12 protein-coding genes are annotated in these 16,179 nt (G+C 42.2%); 10 read left to right on the forward strand and 2 right to left on the reverse strand.

Annotated features, from left to right (window positions below; all coding sequences use genetic code 11):
* Positions 1-96 precede the first annotated feature (96 nt).
* The 10 genes from arcC (at position 97) to nifJ (ending at position 13,410) form a co-directional block, all read left to right on the forward strand.
* Positions 97-1,035 carry a carbamate kinase gene (gene arcC / locus GVJ38_RS06165; RefSeq protein ID WP_159722302.1) on the forward strand — a complete coding sequence of 313 codons (939 nt, stop codon included), beginning with the start codon at positions 97-99 and terminating at the stop codon, positions 1,033-1,035.
* A 36-nt stretch (positions 1,036-1,071) separates the two neighbouring features.
* On the forward strand, positions 1,072-1,449 hold the full coding sequence (locus GVJ38_RS06170; protein WP_159722303.1) for a RidA family protein: 378 nt from the start codon (positions 1,072-1,074) through the stop codon (positions 1,447-1,449).
* Between the two features lie 81 nt (positions 1,450-1,530).
* Positions 1,531-2,859: a uracil-xanthine permease family protein gene (locus GVJ38_RS06175; RefSeq protein ID WP_159722304.1), complete on the forward strand. Its 1,329-nt coding sequence runs from the start codon at positions 1,531-1,533 to the stop codon at positions 2,857-2,859.
* Positions 2,860-3,141: 282 nt separating this feature from the next.
* Positions 3,142-3,495 (forward strand): winged helix-turn-helix domain-containing protein, encoded by a 354-nt coding sequence (locus tag GVJ38_RS06180; RefSeq protein WP_159722305.1) that lies wholly within the window; start codon positions 3,142-3,144, stop codon positions 3,493-3,495.
* Positions 3,496-3,638: 143 nt separating this feature from the next.
* Positions 3,639-6,212: a selenium-dependent xanthine dehydrogenase gene (gene xdh, locus GVJ38_RS06185; protein ID WP_159722306.1), complete on the forward strand. Its 2,574-nt coding sequence runs from the start codon at positions 3,639-3,641 to the stop codon at positions 6,210-6,212.
* A 15-nt stretch (positions 6,213-6,227) separates the two neighbouring features.
* Complete coding sequence (locus GVJ38_RS06190; protein ID WP_159722307.1) at positions 6,228-6,815, forward strand: nucleotidyltransferase family protein; 588 nt, start codon at positions 6,228-6,230, stop codon at positions 6,813-6,815.
* A gap of 341 nt (positions 6,816-7,156) precedes the next feature.
* Positions 7,157-7,600, forward strand: coding sequence for a flavodoxin (locus GVJ38_RS06195; protein ID WP_159722308.1), 444 nt, complete (start codon positions 7,157-7,159; stop codon positions 7,598-7,600).
* A 20-nt stretch (positions 7,601-7,620) separates the two neighbouring features.
* Complete coding sequence (locus GVJ38_RS06200) at positions 7,621-8,457, forward strand: sulfide/dihydroorotate dehydrogenase-like FAD/NAD-binding protein (RefSeq protein ID WP_159722309.1); 837 nt, start codon at positions 7,621-7,623, stop codon at positions 8,455-8,457.
* Positions 8,450-9,862 carry an NADPH-dependent glutamate synthase gene (gltA, locus tag GVJ38_RS06205; RefSeq protein WP_159722310.1) on the forward strand — a complete coding sequence of 471 codons (1,413 nt, stop codon included), beginning with the start codon at positions 8,450-8,452 and terminating at the stop codon, positions 9,860-9,862. The genes GVJ38_RS06200 and gltA overlap by 8 nt, the downstream gene beginning before the upstream one ends.
* On the forward strand, positions 9,859-13,410 hold the full coding sequence (gene nifJ / locus GVJ38_RS06210; RefSeq protein ID WP_159722311.1) for a pyruvate:ferredoxin (flavodoxin) oxidoreductase: 3,552 nt from the start codon (positions 9,859-9,861) through the stop codon (positions 13,408-13,410). Before gltA ends, nifJ begins: the two co-directional genes overlap by 4 nt.
* Before the next feature lie 523 nt (positions 13,411-13,933).
* On the opposite strand, the gene GVJ38_RS06215 is transcribed toward nifJ, so the two are convergent.
* Both GVJ38_RS06215 and GVJ38_RS06220 read right to left on the reverse strand, forming a co-directional pair.
* On the reverse strand, positions 13,934-15,280 hold the full coding sequence (locus tag GVJ38_RS06215; RefSeq protein ID WP_159722312.1) for a trypsin-like serine protease: 1,347 nt from the start codon (positions 15,278-15,280) through the stop codon (positions 13,934-13,936).
* Complete coding sequence (locus tag GVJ38_RS06220) at positions 15,270-16,100, reverse strand: hypothetical protein (RefSeq protein WP_159722313.1); 831 nt, start codon at positions 16,098-16,100, stop codon at positions 15,270-15,272. The genes GVJ38_RS06215 and GVJ38_RS06220 overlap by 11 nt, the downstream gene beginning before the upstream one ends.
* Positions 16,101-16,179: the final 79 nt, after the last annotated feature.

The following is a 16,179-nucleotide window of genomic DNA, read 5'->3' on the forward strand; positions in this document are numbered from 1 at the left end:
GCTTCTGAAGCTAAGCTGAACTTTCGACAAACACGTTGCAAAGTGTCAGCTTAGCGCAATAGAAGCGCAACAATTGCACAACGAGGAGATGGAACCATGACAAAAGTGGTTGTAGCACTAGGTGGGAACGCTTTAGGTAACAATTTAACAGAACAAATGAAAGCGGTTAAACAAACGGCGACTTCGATCGTAGATTTAGTCGAAGAAGGTTATGAAGTCGTTTTAGTTCACGGCAATGGTCCGCAAGCCGGCATGATCAAGTTGGCAATGGATGAATTGACTGAAAAAGATCCGGAAAAATATCCTTCCGTTTCATTATCTGTCTGTGTCGCTATGAGTCAAACGTATATCGGATATGACTTGCAAAATGCTTTACGAGAAGAAATGCTTCATCGCAAGATCCAAAAGCCAGTCGTAACTGTCGCAACCCAAGTCGTTGTTGACGAAAACGATCCGGCTTTCAATCATCCAACGAAACCGATCGGCCGGTTTATGACCAAAGATGAAGCCATGGACTTGAAATTACAAAAGAAGATTGAAGTAGTGGAAGATGCCGGTCGCGGGTATCGCCAAGTCGTCGCTTCACCAAAACCAAAAGAAATCGTTGAACTGGAGACGATTACTAATTTGATCCAAGCCAATGAACTTGTCATCACTTGTGGTGGTGGCGGGATTCCAGTCATCAAACAAGCTAACGATCATTTGAAAGGGACACCGGCAGTCATTGATAAAGATTATTGTAGCGCGCTGTTAGCCGAAGTGATTGATGCTGATTATTTGGTGATCTTGACAGCGGTCGAAAAAGTCGCTTTGAATTTTGGCAAACCGGATCAAAAAGAATTAGCAGATGTTTCGATTGCTGAAATGAAAGACTACATTAAAGAAGGTCACTTTGCACCAGGCTCAATGTTACCAAAAGTTGAAGCTGCCGTTTCGTTTGCTGAAAAAAGCGGCCATGATGCCTTGATCACTTCACTGGAAAAAGCCAAAGAAGGACTTGCCGGGAAGACGGGAACGGTCATCAAAGGGAAATAATAAATGCATTGGAGCATCATCATAAGGAGGAAAAACATGTCTAAAAAAATGATCAATTCAAGCCAAGTACCAGCACCGGTGGGACCTTTTTCTCATTCTGTAGGCACCGATGATTTCTTATTTATTTCTGGTCAATTAGGGATCGATCCTGCGACTGGGAAATTACCAGCTGATGTTTTAGCGCAAGCCAAACAAAGTTTCAAAAATTTTGACGCGATTTTAAAAGAAGCCGGCATGACAGCTTCTGATGTTGTGAAAACGACGGTCTTTTTGACGGATATGAATGATTTTGCAGCGATCAATGAAGTCTATGCCGATTACTTCGGTGATTGGAAACCCGCGCGTTCTTGTTACGCGGTTAAAAGTTTACCAGCAGGTGGCGATTTTGAGATCGAGGCGATCGCTGCCAAATAAGCGATCCTCCGCAAACTTTCTGAATTAGTCGTTCGGTTGCGGAAAATCGTTTGGGCTTACTTATGAAGGGAAGAATTATTTATGAATTCAGAAGAAAAAAATAGTCTATTTGACTATGATGCCAAACCTTCGTTGACGGAAGTCGTACCATTAGGATTACAACATGTTGTGGCTGCAGTCGTTGGGATCGTTACGCCAGGTTTGATGATCGCCAAGGTCTGTAACTTAAATGGCAGTGACACCACGCTGTTGATCCAGACTTCTTTGATATTTGCGGGCATCTCAACTTTGTTACAGATTTTTCCATTGTTCGGCCGCTTTGGGGCACGTTTGCCGGTCGTAATGGGTGCAAGTTTTGCGTATGTGCCGATTCTTTTGACGATCGGTGGTGATTTTGGCATCAGAGCGATTTTTGGTGCGCAATTGATCGGTGGTATCATCATTATGTTAGTCGGGTTGATCTTGAAAAAAATCCGCTTCATCTTTCCGCCGATCGTCACAGGAACGGTAATTTTAAGTATCGGACTTTCACTTTTTCCGGTGGCCGTGAAATACATGGCTGGCGGTGTTGGAAATAAAGACTACGGCGCATGGCAAAATTGGCTGATCGCGTTGGTGACTTTTTTGATCGTCTTTTACTTGAATAATTTCGGCAAAGGTTTTTTGAAATTATCTTCGATCTTAGTCGGAATGGTAGCCGGGTATTTGATCGCCTTAGCAATGGGCATGGTCCAGTTTGATCCGGTGGGAAAAGCCGGGATCGTTCAAATGATCAGCCCGATGCATTTCGGGATGGAATTCAAACTAGTGCCGATCTTAATGTTAACGATCGTCTCGATGGTGGGGTCAGTTGAATCAATCGGCCAATTTACTGCAACGACAGTCGGTGCGATGGATCGTCAACCGACCGATAAAGAATTGTCCGGCGCCATCATGGGCAATGGGTTTGCAAACTTTATCGGGAGCTTCTTCGGGAGTGTACCAGTTGCTACTTTCGGCCAAAACGTCGGTTTAGTGATCACGACAAGAGCGGTCAATAAATTTATTTTAGTCTTTGCTTCAGGCATTTTGTTACTAGCGGGTTTCATTCCTAAAATCTCCGCTTTATTGACGACGATCCCATATGCCGTCATCGGAGGCGCAACGATTTCGGTTTTTGCAACGATTGCGATGACAGGGATCAAAACGATCTCACAAGAAAAATTAACGCCTGAAAACACGATCATCGTTGGTTTATCACTAGCCTTTGGTGTCGGGACTGCATTATCAGAAAATTGCTTTGCTGGTTTTCCAGCTTGGGTCACGACGATTTTTGGAAACTCTGAAGTGATCTTAACGACGATTTTAGCAATTGTTTTGAATTTAGTCTTAAACCACCTGAAAGCTAGACCGAAAGCCAAAGAAGCTTAATTTATCATCAACTTGTCGGCTGTATGTATCTCTACTCATACTTTCTCATTGACCACACATAGAGAATCCTTTTTTAAGAAAATACAGCTTATACACGTTCCGATTTGTCAGTTCATATCTTTTACGTTCAAAACTCAACCATTGAGCGTTCAGTTTCTCAGATGCAGCCGACAAGTTTATGAACAGATTTATTTCTGTCGATAGATCAAATAAAGCTGAGCTATGGCTCAGCTTTATTTGCTAAAAACGTTATCTATTGTAAGTGGTACGGAGGGGAAAATAATGAAAAAAGATCCAGCGCTGACGTATTCATTGACGCTCCGCTTGTTAAAAAATGAACGATTTTTAGGTCCTGGAGTCGTGACGATCTTAGAATTGATCGAACGAGAAGGGTCGTTGAATAAAGCTGCCCAAACGATGGCGATCTCCTATAATAAAGCGTGGCGGATCGTGCAACGAGCCGAAAGCCAATGGGACCGCCCTTTGTTAGAGACGAAAGTCGGTGGACCATGTGGCGGCGGTTCCAAATTGACCCCAGATGCGAAAGTCTTGTTAACTAAGTACCATCAATTTGAAACGGAAACCTATCAACTAGTCGATCAAGTCTTTAACGAGATCTTCCAAGAATTCTTATAAAATGTGAAGTTTTTTACAAGAAAATGGTAGCGCTATCTAAAAGTTTATAAAATCTCAACAAAAAAATTTTTTTCTATTCAAAATATTATTTATAGGTGTTATAATGAACCCGAGATAAAAATAATTGTTGGGAAGTGGGATGGATGTACTCATTGACTGTAAATGGTCAACCAGTCACCTGTGAAAAAGACAAAAAATTGATGCATTTTTTACGTGATGACTTAGGATTAACCGGAACCAAAGACGGCTGCGATCAAGGCTCGTGCGGCGCGTGTACTGTAATGATAAATGGAAAGGCTTCTAAGAGTTGCTTATTCACGTTATCAAAAGTTGATGGCAAAGAAGTGACAACGATCGAAGGCTTGACCGAACGCCAAAAAGATGTGTTTGCGTATGCATTTGCTAAAGCCGGTGCGGTTCAATGCGGCTATTGTATTCCTGGGATGGTCGTTTCAGCTGTTGCCTTACTTGAAAAGAAACCTGATCCAGATGAAAAAGATATCCGCAAAGGAATCCGAGGAAACATTTGCCGCTGTACTGGGTATGTCAAGATTATTGAAGCGATTCAATTAGCTGCTAAAATGTTCCGGGAAGAGTTACCGATCCCACAAGAAAAACAACATGCGAAATTAGGCGATGATTTTAAACGTGTTGATGCAGTAGAAAAAACATTGGGCACAGGGATCTATGTCGATGATATCGACTTTGAAGGTTTGCTTCATGCTTCGGCGATCCGGGCGGCTTATCCGCGCGCTAAAGTTTTAGCGATCCATAAAGAGAAAGCGCTTGCTCATCCAGATTGTGTAGCGGTCTTTACCGCAGAAGATGTACCGGGGAACAATAAGATCGGACATTTGGAATTTATTTCTGATTGGGACGTCATGATTCCAGTAGGCGGTATCACTCGTTATGTGGGGGATGCGATCGCGTTGGTCGTCAGCAAAAACAAAGACACACTGGCTGAGATCAAAGAGTTGGTGGAAGTTGAATACGAAGAATTAGAACCAGTTTTAAGTTGTGAAGAAGCGCTAGCAAAAGACGCGCCGAAGATTCATGAAAAAGGCAATACATTGTCGCATGAACATTTAGTTCGTGGGAATGCTGCTGAAAAGATCAAACAATCCAAATACGTCGTTTCGCAACATTATTCCGTTCCGATTAATGAACATGCCTTTATGGAACCTGAATGTGCGATCGCCCAACCAGAAGACGATGGGATTTTATTGTATAGTGCGGGGCAAAGTATTTATGATGAGCAACGAGAGGTCAGCCGGATGTTAGGCTTAGAAAAAGACCAAGTCCACGTGCAAGCTAAATTAGTCGGAGGCGGCTTTGGTGGGAAAGAAGATATGAGTGTCCAACACCATGCGTCATTAGCGGCTTATTTATTGAAACAACCAGTCAAAGTTTTACTAAGTCGCGAAGAAAGTTTGAAAGTCCATCCAAAACGTCATGGGATGGAGATGGATTTTGTCACGGCTTGTGATGAAGAAGGTAACTTGACGGGGATGAAAGCGGTCATTTATGCTGACACCGGAGCCTATGCCTCACTAGGCGGACCGGTTTTACAACGGGCGTGTACTCATGCTGCGGGACCTTATAAATATCAAGACATTGACATCGAAGGTTTTGCGATTTACACGAATAATCCCCCATGTGGTGCTTTCCGCGGCTTTGGAGTGTGCCAAACTGCCTTTGCGATCGAAAGCAACATTAATTTGTTAGCGGATCAAGTCGGGATCAGTCCTTGGGAAATGCGTTATAAAAATGCAGTGGCATACGGAGATACGTTACCCAATGGCCAATTAGTTTCGAAAAACGCAGCGCTGAAAGAGAGTCTGCTAGCGGTCAAGGATACTTATGAAAAAGCGGAAGTTGCTGGGATCTCATGCTTCTTTAAAAATAGCGGACTTGGTGTCGGTGTACCGGATGCGGGTCGTTGTATCGTATCGGTCGAAGGTGGGAAAGTCCATATTCGGACCAGTGCTGCTTGTATCGGTCAAGGAATGGCAACGGTCACGACTCAAATCGCCTGTGAAACATTAGATATTGATCCGGAAATGATCGTCGCCGAAGCACCAGATACTCGCCGAACACCTGATTCTGGGACAACGACTGCTTCACGTCAATCACTATTTACTGGTGAAGCATGTCGTCGCGCAGCCGAACAACTCCGAGTTGACCTTGATATGGGCCGTTCTCTACAAGAGTTGGAAGGAACAGAGTATTATGGTGAATTCTCACCGGACACCGATCCAATCAATTCAGATAAACCAAATCCAATCAGCCATGTCGGCTACGGTTATGCTTCAGAAGTTGTGGAGTTGGATGAAAAAGGTAAATTGAAAAATATTTTGGCTGTTTATGATATTGGTCAAGTCGTAAACCCTCGTTCTGCTCAAGGTCAAATCGAAGGCGGGATCGTCATGGGGATGGGCTATGCGCTGACAGAAAACTTTGCGTTAGAAGATGGTTATGTCAAAGCAAACTATGCAAATCTAGGCTTGATTGATGCCTCAAAAGTCCCACCAATCACAACGCAATTTGTTAAAGCAAAAGGAATTCATGAAGGCATTGCTTACGGCGTCAAAGGTGTCGGCGAACTAGCCACGATTCCGATTGCCCCAGCGATCGCCGGGGCTTACTATGCCAAAGATAAACAATTACGACCAACTTTGCCATTAGCAGATACACCGTACGCGAAAAAGAGAAAATAAAGGTAGTGAACAGACATGAAAGAACAAACGAGTGCCGTCATCTTAGCTAGCGGATTTTCAACGCGCATGCAAACCGATAAATGCTTTTTAACTTACGAAGGGCAGACCTTTTTAAATCGAACAGTCGAACTTGCACGCGAGGCTGGACTATTTGAAGTTATTGTAGTTGTTCGACCTGAACAATACGTGAATTGTCATTTTCCTGAAGATGTCAAAGTCGTAATCAATCGCAAAGCCTTGCAAGGACAAAGCGCGGCGGTCAAATTGGGAACGGTCGAAGCAACCGGTCAACATTTACTTTTTTTACCGATCGACCAACCCAATTTGACGAAAGAACTTTTGCGAAAAATCGCTGATCGTGGTCGCAGCGATAAAATCGTTTTTCCGGTGTATCACAATCATCCGACGACTCCGATCTTTTTTGGGAATGACTTTATCGAGGAACTGCTGAAAGTCACTGGAGATGAAGGTGGTCGTTCTGTGCGGGATCGTTTTCCAGAAAGCTGGCGGGCGATCTTCACTCAAGAAGCTCAGTTAGTAGACATCGATACACCAGAAAGCTATCACGAATTGCTACATTGTAACGAACCGGTCTCCTGTTAACTAAATTTTAGCCGCTTTTAATTGCATAGTTGCCGCACTGTCATTTCATGTCTAGAGGTAGAATCGCTTGTTGATTCTGCCTCTTTTTTACTAAGTGGGGGACTGTTGCAGTAGAGAAAGTTTGCATAGCTCACGCCGATTGAGGTGGCGCATGCTTTTTTCCATCAAACCTGCTAAGCTTAAGAGAAAGATATATGAAAAGGATAATAAAAATTATTTTTACAACCTGAAAAAAATTGTAACAAACAGCGGAATCTATGTTATATTAGAACTGTAAAAAACAGTTGGTATCAGCAAATGTAAGGGTTTGCTGAATGAAAAAATTCTAGGAGGAACCAAAAATGACAGTAGCAAAAATCGTTTATGCCAGTATGACCGGAAATACAGAAGGAATCTCAGAGATCTTGGAAGAGCAATTCAAAGCCAATGATGTGGACGTTGAACGTGTCGAAGCCGATGATGCGGATGATGATTTCTTCGATGATGCCGATATTTGCGTTGTCGCGACGTATACGTATAACGATGGCGAATTGCCATTTGACTTGGAAGATTTCTATGAAGAGTTACCAGACCAAGAGTTAGATGGAAAAGTTTTTGGGGTCGTGGGAAGTGGCGACAGCGAATTGTATCCTGATTATTTTTGTCATGCAGCCGATGCATTTGAAGAAGCTTTTGAAAAAACCGGCGCGAAAAAAGGGCATGAGACTGTGAAGATCGAAAATGATGCAGATGATGAAGATGAGGAAAAATTGGTTGAATTTGTGAAAGCTTTAGTTAACGCATAAGCTGAAAAGGGGGCATTTTTGTGTTTACTATTTCCCAATGCCGTAAACTTTCGGAAAATGAGTTTGAATTTTGGGTCGAAGCACCTTTAGTCGCCAAAAAGGCTAAACCTGGTCAGTTCGTTATTTTGCGCATCAATGAAGTCGGAGAGCGGATTCCCTTGACGATCGTGGATTGCAACGAACAGTTCGGGACGATTCATTTGATTTTCCAAGTTATCGGCAAATCAACGGCTGAACTAGCGCAATTAAAAAACGGCGATCAGTTGCATGACTTGTTAGGACCATTAGGAAAGCCAACAGCGATCAAAAATTACGGTCATGTCTTGTTAGTCGGAGGTGGCGTTGGGATCGCAGCACTTTACCCAATCATTAAAGGCTTAAAACAAGCAGGAAATCGTGTCGTGACGATTTTAGGCGCTAAAACCAAAGAGCTCGTCATCTTGCAAGAAGAATGTCGCAAGTATTCCGATCAGTTGATCATTATGACCGATGATGGGAGCTTAGGACGCAAAGGTTTAGTAACCGATGCGATGAAAGCGGTTTTTGAATTTGAAAAAATCAATCACACTTGGGCGGTTGGTCCAAGTATGATGATGAAGTTTTGTACCTTGACTGCTGAAAATTATCACGTTCCGATCTTTGTATCACTTAATCCGATCATGATCGATGGTACAGGGATGTGTGGCGGTTGTCGCGTAACCATCGCCGATTCGGTCAAATTCGCGTGTATCGATGGACCGGAATTTCTAGGCAGTGAAGTGAATTGGGATGAATTCATCATGCGTTTAGGTCAGTATCGAAAAGAAGAAGCCGTCGCATTTGAAACATATCAAAAGCAGGTGAAAGAATTTGGCTAAGAGAAGTTATCAAAAAACACCGATCACCGAACAAGCGCCAGCTGAGCGGATCCATAATTTTTTAGAAGTAACTCATGGCTATACGCTAGCAGAAGGAAAATTAGAAGCGAGTCGCTGTCTGCAATGTAAAGACGCGCCTTGCATTCAAAATTGCCCCGTCATGATCGATATTCCTGGTTTTATTCAAGCGATTAAAGAAGATGATTTAGAAAAAGCATATACGATCATTCATCAGTATTCCAATTTGCCAGCGATCTGCGGACGAGTTTGCCCGCAAGAAAAACAATGTGAAGCTGTCTGCCGCTTAGGGCGTTCGAAAAAATTTGAACCAGTCGCAATTGGGAAATTAGAACGGTTAGTGGCTGACTGGGCGTTAGAACAACCGACTGAAGTTACGCCCTGTCCATTAGACCGCGGGAAAGTCGCCGTGATCGGATCTGGTCCTTCAAGTCTGACCGTTGCCGGAGATTTATGTCAGTTAGGGTATCAAGCGACGGTTTTTGAAGCCCTTCATCAACCAGGCGGCGTCCTGAGTTATGGGATTCCTGAATTTCGTTTACCGAAAAAAATCGTTGCAAAAGAAATCGAAAAAATCAAAAGTCTAGGTGTCGAGATCAAAACCAATGTTGCCGTTGGGAAAACGATCGATATGGATGAGATCTTGGCTGAATATGACGCTTGTTATATCGCTGTTGGTGCTGGCGCGCCGAAATTTATGGGTGTACCGGGCAGTGGCTTCAAAGGCGTTTATTCCGCCAGCGAATTTTTGACACGGATCAATCTGATGCACGGGTATGAATTTCCAAAAGTCGCGACACCGATTAAAAAACATCAGCATGTTGCAGTCATCGGCGGCGGAAATGTCGCCATGGATGCTGCGCGCAGTGCGAAACGCTTAGGAGCTGAACAAGTCACCGTCATCTACCGGCGTTCAGAAGAAGAACTACCCGCTCGCCGCGAAGAATATTTGCATTCATTAGAAGAAGGCATTGAATATTTGTGGCTGACGAGTCCAGTGGAATATTTAGCCGATGAAGAAGGCAATATTGAAAAGATCCGCTGTATCCAAATGGAACTCGGTGAGCCGGATGAACAAGGTCGGCGCCGACCAAAAGAAATCCCAGGCAGTGAATTTGAAGTGGCGGCCGATGAAGTGATCGAAGCAATCGGTCAAGGTGCTAATCGCATTTTATTAGATACATTTCCTGAATTAGCTGTCAGTTCTCGCGGGTATATCCAAACAAAAGAAGCGAGTTGTGCGACGAATATCCCCGGCGTTTTTGCAGGTGGCGATATCGTAACAGGTGCTGCGACGGTGATCTTAGCGATGGGCGCAGGCAAATTAGCCGCTAAAGAGATTGATGACTATATCCAAAAAAAGAGTAGAGAAGGAAGCTTATTATGAAAAAAATGAAAACAATGGACGGAAATACAGCAGCTGCTTATATCTCCTATGCATTTACGGAAGTCGCTGCGATCTATCCAATCACCCCAAGTTCTACGATGGCAGAAGTCGTGGATGAATGGTCGGTGAAAGGTCAGAAAAATATTTTCGGTGAACCAGTTAAAGTCGTTGAGATGCAATCAGAAGCTGGGGCAGCCGGTGCAGTCCACGGTTCCTTGAAAACAGGTGCGTTGACTTCGACTTATACGGCTTCACAAGGTTTATTGTTGATGGTGCCTAATATGTATAAAATTGCAGGGGAATTGTTGCCAAGTGTTTTCCACGTGGCTGCTCGGGCCGTTGCCACAAATGCGTTGAGTATTTTCGGTGATCATAGTGATGTGATGTCGACTCGTTCGACTGGTTTTTGTATGTTAGCTGAAGCTGGCGTCCAAGAAGTCATGGATCTTTCGGCTGTGGCACATTTAGCCAGCATCGAAGGCAGCTTGCCGTTCATTAATTTCTTTGATGGTTTCCGGACCAGTCATGAATTACAAAAAATCGAAGTGTTAGACTACGATGATTTGAAAAAAATGATGAATTGGGAAAAATTAGCCGAGTTCCGCAAACAAGCGATGAATCCAAATCATCCGCATATTTCTGGGACTGCACAAAATCCGGATATTTATTTCCAATCTCGTGAAACAGTCAATCAATTTTATGATGCGATGCCAGCCATCGTCCAAAAATATATGCAACAAATCAATGCGTTACGTGGAACTGATTATGATTTGACGACGTATTATGGCGCACCAGATGCCAAAGAGGTTATCATTTCGATGGGGTCGGCAACACCGGTCATTCGTCAAGTCGTCGATCATTTGAACGCGCAAGGACGCAAAGTCGGACACATCAATATTCATTTGTATCGTCCATTTCCAAAAGAAAATCTACTCGCAAAATTACCTGATACCGTAGAAAAAATCGCAGTTTTAGATCGGACGAAAGAACCCGGTGCCGATGGTGAACCTTTATTATTAGATGTGCAAAGTATTTTGTATCGTCATCCAAATCGTCCGCAAGTCATTGGCGGCCGTTACGGGATCGCGTCAAAAGATGTTACGCCGGAACAAATCGTTTCAGTTTATGATGAATTACAAAAAAGTGAAGCTGAGATGAAACCGCGCTTTACGATCGGGATCAATGATGATGTGACGCATTTGTCATTACCAAAATATGAACCATTAGATTTAACACCAGCCAGTACCTTCCAAGCAAAATTCTGGGGCTTTGGTTCAGATGGAACGGTGGGCGCCAACAAACAAGCTATCAAGATCATCGGCGACAATACCGATATGTACGCCCAAGCTTACTTTGCTTATGATTCGAAAAAATCCGGTGGCTTGACGGTTTCCCATTTACGTTTTGGCCATGAACCGATCGACTCGACTTACTTAGTGGAACATCCGAATTTTGTCGGCTGTCACAACTCCGCCTATTTGCATAAATACGATTTAGTCAAAGGTTTGCGCGATGGTGGTACCTTCTTATTGAATACGGTCTGGGATGAAGAATTAGTCAAAAAACATTTGCCAGTCAATTTGAAACGTTACTTAGCTCAACATAACATTGATTTTTATATTATCGATGCGATGCATATCGCGCAAAATAATGGTTTAGGTCGCCGGATCAATACGGTGATGTCCGCTGCTTTCTTTGAAGTGACTGATATTATGGATCGCGAGACTTTCTTACCATTGTTGAAAGGCGAAATCGAAAAAGCCTACATGAAAAAATCAAAAACGATCGTTGAGAAAAACTGGGCCTCAATCGATCAAACGTTTGACCAATTACACAAAGTTGAAGTACCTGCTGAATGGGCAGAACTAGCAGAAGTTGCACCTGTCATGGATGAAACACGTCCTGAATTTGTCCGCAACATCGTCGACACGATCGATCGGCAACAAGGAGACGACTTATCCGTGGGAGATCTGATCAATAATGGGATGTTAGGTGGCGTGATGCCAACTGGGACGGCCGCTTATGAAAAACGCGGGATCGCCTTACAAGTACCTGAATGGATTCCTGAAGCCTGTACGATGTGTAATGAATGTTCATTCGTCTGTCCACATGCGGCGATTCGCCCATTCTTAGCAGACGATGAAGAAATGGCGGAAGCTCCTGAAGGCTTTATCGTTCGTGACTTCAAAGGTAAAGATGGCTTGAAATACCGCATCCAAGTGTCACTTGAAGATTGTACTGGTTGTGGGTTGTGTGCCGAAGCTTGTCCAGCTAGCGCGTTAGTCATGAAAGATTACGACGAACAACAAGCACAAGCTGTCAACTGGGCGTTTGCGATGACATTGCGGCATAAAGAAAACCCATTGAAAGTCAATTCAGTCCGCGGCTCACAATTTGAACAACCATTGATGGAATTTTCCGGTGCTTGTGCTGGTTGTGGTGAAACACCATACATCAAATTGCTGACACAATTATATGGTGATCGCATGATGATCGCTAACACAACGGGTTGCTCTTCCATTTACAGCGCCTCTTCACCAGTATCACCTTACACGACCAATGAATGTGGGCAAGGTCCAGCTTGGTCGAATTCATTGTTTGAAGACAACGCCGAATACGGTTTTGGGATGTTTACAGCGAACCAAGTCAAACGGCATCGGTTGTACTCAAAAGTCCAAGCTGTCTTGGCACAAGGGCTCGGTAATGAAGATACGCAAGCTTTACTACAAGATTGGGTCGATCATGTAGACGTAGGCGAAGGTAGCCAACAACGGGCTGCTAAAGCAATCGCTGCGTTGAGTGAAGAAAATGATCCAGCATTGACAGCACTGTTAGAAGATCAAGATATGTTTGTCAAAACGAGTCAATGGATCTTTGGTGGCGATGGCTGGGCCTATGATATCGGCTTTGGCGGAATCGATCATGTTTTGGCTAGTGGCGAAGACATCAACATCTTTGTGATGGACAATGAACTCTATGCTAATACTGGTGGTCAAATGTCGAAAGCCACGCCAGCTTCTGCGATCGCGAAATTTGCAGCTGGTGGGAAGAAGACTGCGAAAAAAGATTTAGGTATGATGGCCGCGACTTACGGCAATGTCTATGTCGCCCAAATCGCGATCGAAGCCAACCCAACGCAAGCCTTGAAGGCAATCGTTGAAGCGGAAAGTTATCCTGGACCTTCCATCATCATCGGCTATGTTCCTTGTATCAATCACGGTTTGAAAGGCGGGATGGTCAACTCCATCAAAGAATCCAAACAAGCGGTTGAATCTGGTTATTGGCAATTGTATCGCTACGATCCACGTTTAGCGGCCAAAGGTAAAGATCCAATGAAAGTCGATTTCAAAAAAGCCGACTTCACTCAGATTCCAGCCTTGTTGAACATGCAAAATCGTTTTGCTGCTTTGCATACAGTGAAAAAAGATGAAGAAGTCGTGGAAGAAATGTACCAAAAGACCGTCGAAGATATGGAACGGCGCTCTGAAACATACAGCGAATTAGCTGCCATGAAAAAAAATAAAGACAATGCTAAAGTAAAACATTAAGCTACGCTAGCAACTGTCAGAATAACTCCTTTGCGACTCATCGATCATCTGATCGGTGAGTCGTTTTTTAATAGTCAAGGAGATTATAGCGTTTTGAAGTGGTACAAAGATTGAATTGTCAGTCTTCATGCCACTTTTCAGATTGTCAAAATATCGTAGAAGGATGCAGATAGTTGTAAAAAAATGAAATAATTATGTCAACAAGTATAGAGATATTCACTACATACAAGTCAATATATTGCGAGCTCTCTAGAAAGTAGATAACTATCCTGAAAAAGTAAAAATACAAGTATAAGCATTCATAATACTTGATTAAAAGCGATAAATTTCCCGAGAAGATCAACATTAGATCAATTTACCAATAGAGAATATGTTAACTTCACATAAAATTGAACTTATCAAACCTAATGAGATAAGAAACTGTCATAATTATCTTTTTTACATAAAAAAGTAACGTACGGAATTAAAAAGCCCTCCATACGTTACTCCTTTATATTATAAAATATTTAGTCGATTAATTATTTTACAGTCCATACCATGCAATACCTTCATATTTCCAACCTGATTTAACAAGAGCATCACGTTCATACGTATTTACTGTATAATGATGAGCTCCAGATTTTGCAGAAGGATTGTACAAACGATAAAGAGGTGTTTTTTGACTAGGATCTGAATAGAAGGCAATACCTTCATCTTTCCACCCTGATCTAATAAGCATGTCGCGTTCGTTAGCATTCAGTGTATAATGATGATCTCCACCGTTATTTGGATTAAACACGCGATAAACTGGGTTACCTTTTGATGGAGCAAACCATGCGAGTCCTTCTGAATTCCAGCCGGATTTTTGCAGCAAATCGACTTCAGCTGATTTATTTGTATAAAAGTGTTCACCAGTATTCTTGTTATACATACGATAAATAGATTGGGTGTTATTCAATTCCTCGTTGATCCATCCTTGTATTGCGCTACTAATGTACGTACCTCCATTATAAGGTTTAGAAATGCTTTCGAATGTATGGATTGTAACTACTTGATTTTGATTATTGTATACAGGACTGCCACTTTGCCCCTTGACAGCATCAATTTGATAGTTAATATTTTTGTTATTATTTGCGAATCCTGTAATTTTTCCAGAATCCGTCCACATAGTAGGTTGTCTATCTGATGTGTATTTATCTCCAGGATATCCTGTAATATTAATCGCTGTCTGAGGAGTTAAGTTGGATGATAATCCCATCCAACCAGACTGTAGCCCAATTGGTTTATTCAAACGTATCATAGCAATATCATATGGTAATCCTTCATCATATTTTTTAGCTGTTGTAAAACCAGATGAAACTGCAAGTCTAACCTTGCTAGCTTCTCCAAACGGAGCAACAGATTTATTTCTACCCGGATAAACATCCACATTTGTAGCCCATTTAGCTTGGTTTTCAATATCATAGACAACATGTGCTGCTGTTAAAACAGTATCTGGAGCAATGAGAACACCAGTACCGCCTGCGGAACTATTATTACTAAAGAAAGAGTTTATTTGAACAATAGAGGAATATGGAAATGTAGAGGTGTTAGTAATTTCTCTTCTATTGTCCGGTCCTATAACTTTATTGGGCTCAAACTCTCCTTGAAGAGAGTCTGAATTCTTAGTTGATTCTGTTACACCAGATAGACCAGTTTTTGAATTGTTAGTTGTCTGGTATCCTTGCTGACTAGGCGTGTCCACACTTTTTTTATCAGCAGTGATAACTTGTCCATCATCGGTAACCATATCATAAGGTGAGGCTGCATCAGAAATGACCGATCCGATCCCTAAAGAGGTCATTATCATAACAAAAATAGATAAAAAAGCTTTCTTTAAATTATTCGTCATACCAAGATACTCCTTCATATTTCCATCCAAGACTAGCTAGCGAATTTTTTTCATTCAAATCTTTCGTGTAGTGATGAGCTCCCGCTTTTGTATTTGGGTTATAGAGTCGATAGATTGGTTGATCTTTTTGTGCAGAAGAATTAAAACTTACCCCTTCGTCATGCCAACCATGCGCCACTAGCATATTCACTTCAGACTTGCTAGTTGTATAGTGGTGATCGCCTGCATTGGGATTATAAACTCGATAAACTGGAATCCCATTTGAATAAGCCTTCCAAGCATTGCCTTCAAGTTGCCAACCAACTTTTGTTAATGCATTACGTTCAATCGTAGCTTTTGTATAGAAATGCTCCCCACTATTAGGATTATATAAACGGTAGACATCAAGAGTCTCTGGAAGCACAGTTACAGTGTAATATTCATATTTAGTGGGTGTTTCAAGGTCATCATACTCGTTTCCTAATAGTTCACTGATGGTCGTTTGTGACAACATAATATCATAATGAAAAGTTGCAATACCTGGTTTTACTGCTTGCCAGTTGCCATCTTGCCCGAATTTAAAAATCGAGGGATCGCTTGAAGTAAAGTCGACTTTACCCGTTGTCGAAATTCCATTAATGTTTTTAATTTTGTAATCAAGTTTCCCGCGGTCACCTACATGAACTGTTTCGGGAATATTTTTAATCTCTGCATTTAAATCAATTCCAAGACTTTTGGCATTAGCTTGATCTGAAACTGATAAAATGAGTACACCGAGAAAGGCTGTCAGTAAGCTCAACGTTCCCCCAACAATGTGACGATTTTTCCTCATTTTTAACATAATTTTCCTCCTTAAAATAATGTGTATATTATTACAGAAATATAATAAATGTTTTTTATTGATTATGAAAGTTTTAGAT

The organism is Enterococcus sp. CSURQ0835, from assembly GCF_902706605.1.
GTDB lineage: Bacteria > Bacillota > Bacilli > Lactobacillales > Enterococcaceae > Enterococcus_A.

Bases quoted from the DNA above. Each gene is read 5' to 3' on its own strand.
- arcC (WP_159722302.1), top strand. From the start codon at position 97: ATGACAAAAGTGGTTGTAGCACTAGGTGGGAACGCTTTAGGTAACAAT.
- GVJ38_RS06170 (WP_159722303.1), top strand. From the start codon at position 1,072: ATGTCTAAAAAAATGATCAATTCAAGCCAAGTACCAGCACCGGTGGGA.
- GVJ38_RS06175 (WP_159722304.1), top strand. From the start codon at position 1,531: ATGAATTCAGAAGAAAAAAATAGTCTATTTGACTATGATGCCAAACCT.
- GVJ38_RS06180 (WP_159722305.1), top strand. From the start codon at position 3,142: ATGAAAAAAGATCCAGCGCTGACGTATTCATTGACGCTCCGCTTGTTA.
- xdh (WP_159722306.1), top strand. From the start codon at position 3,639: ATGTACTCATTGACTGTAAATGGTCAACCAGTCACCTGTGAAAAAGAC.
- GVJ38_RS06190 (WP_159722307.1), top strand. From the start codon at position 6,228: ATGAAAGAACAAACGAGTGCCGTCATCTTAGCTAGCGGATTTTCAACG.
- GVJ38_RS06195 (WP_159722308.1), top strand. From the start codon at position 7,157: ATGACAGTAGCAAAAATCGTTTATGCCAGTATGACCGGAAATACAGAA.
- nifJ (WP_159722311.1), top strand. From the start codon at position 9,859: ATGAAAAAAATGAAAACAATGGACGGAAATACAGCAGCTGCTTATATC.
- GVJ38_RS06215 (WP_159722312.1), bottom strand. From the start codon at position 15,280: ATGACGAATAATTTAAAGAAAGCTTTTTTATCTATTTTTGTTATGATA.
- GVJ38_RS06220 (WP_159722313.1), bottom strand. From the start codon at position 16,100: ATGTTAAAAATGAGGAAAAATCGTCACATTGTTGGGGGAACGTTGAGC.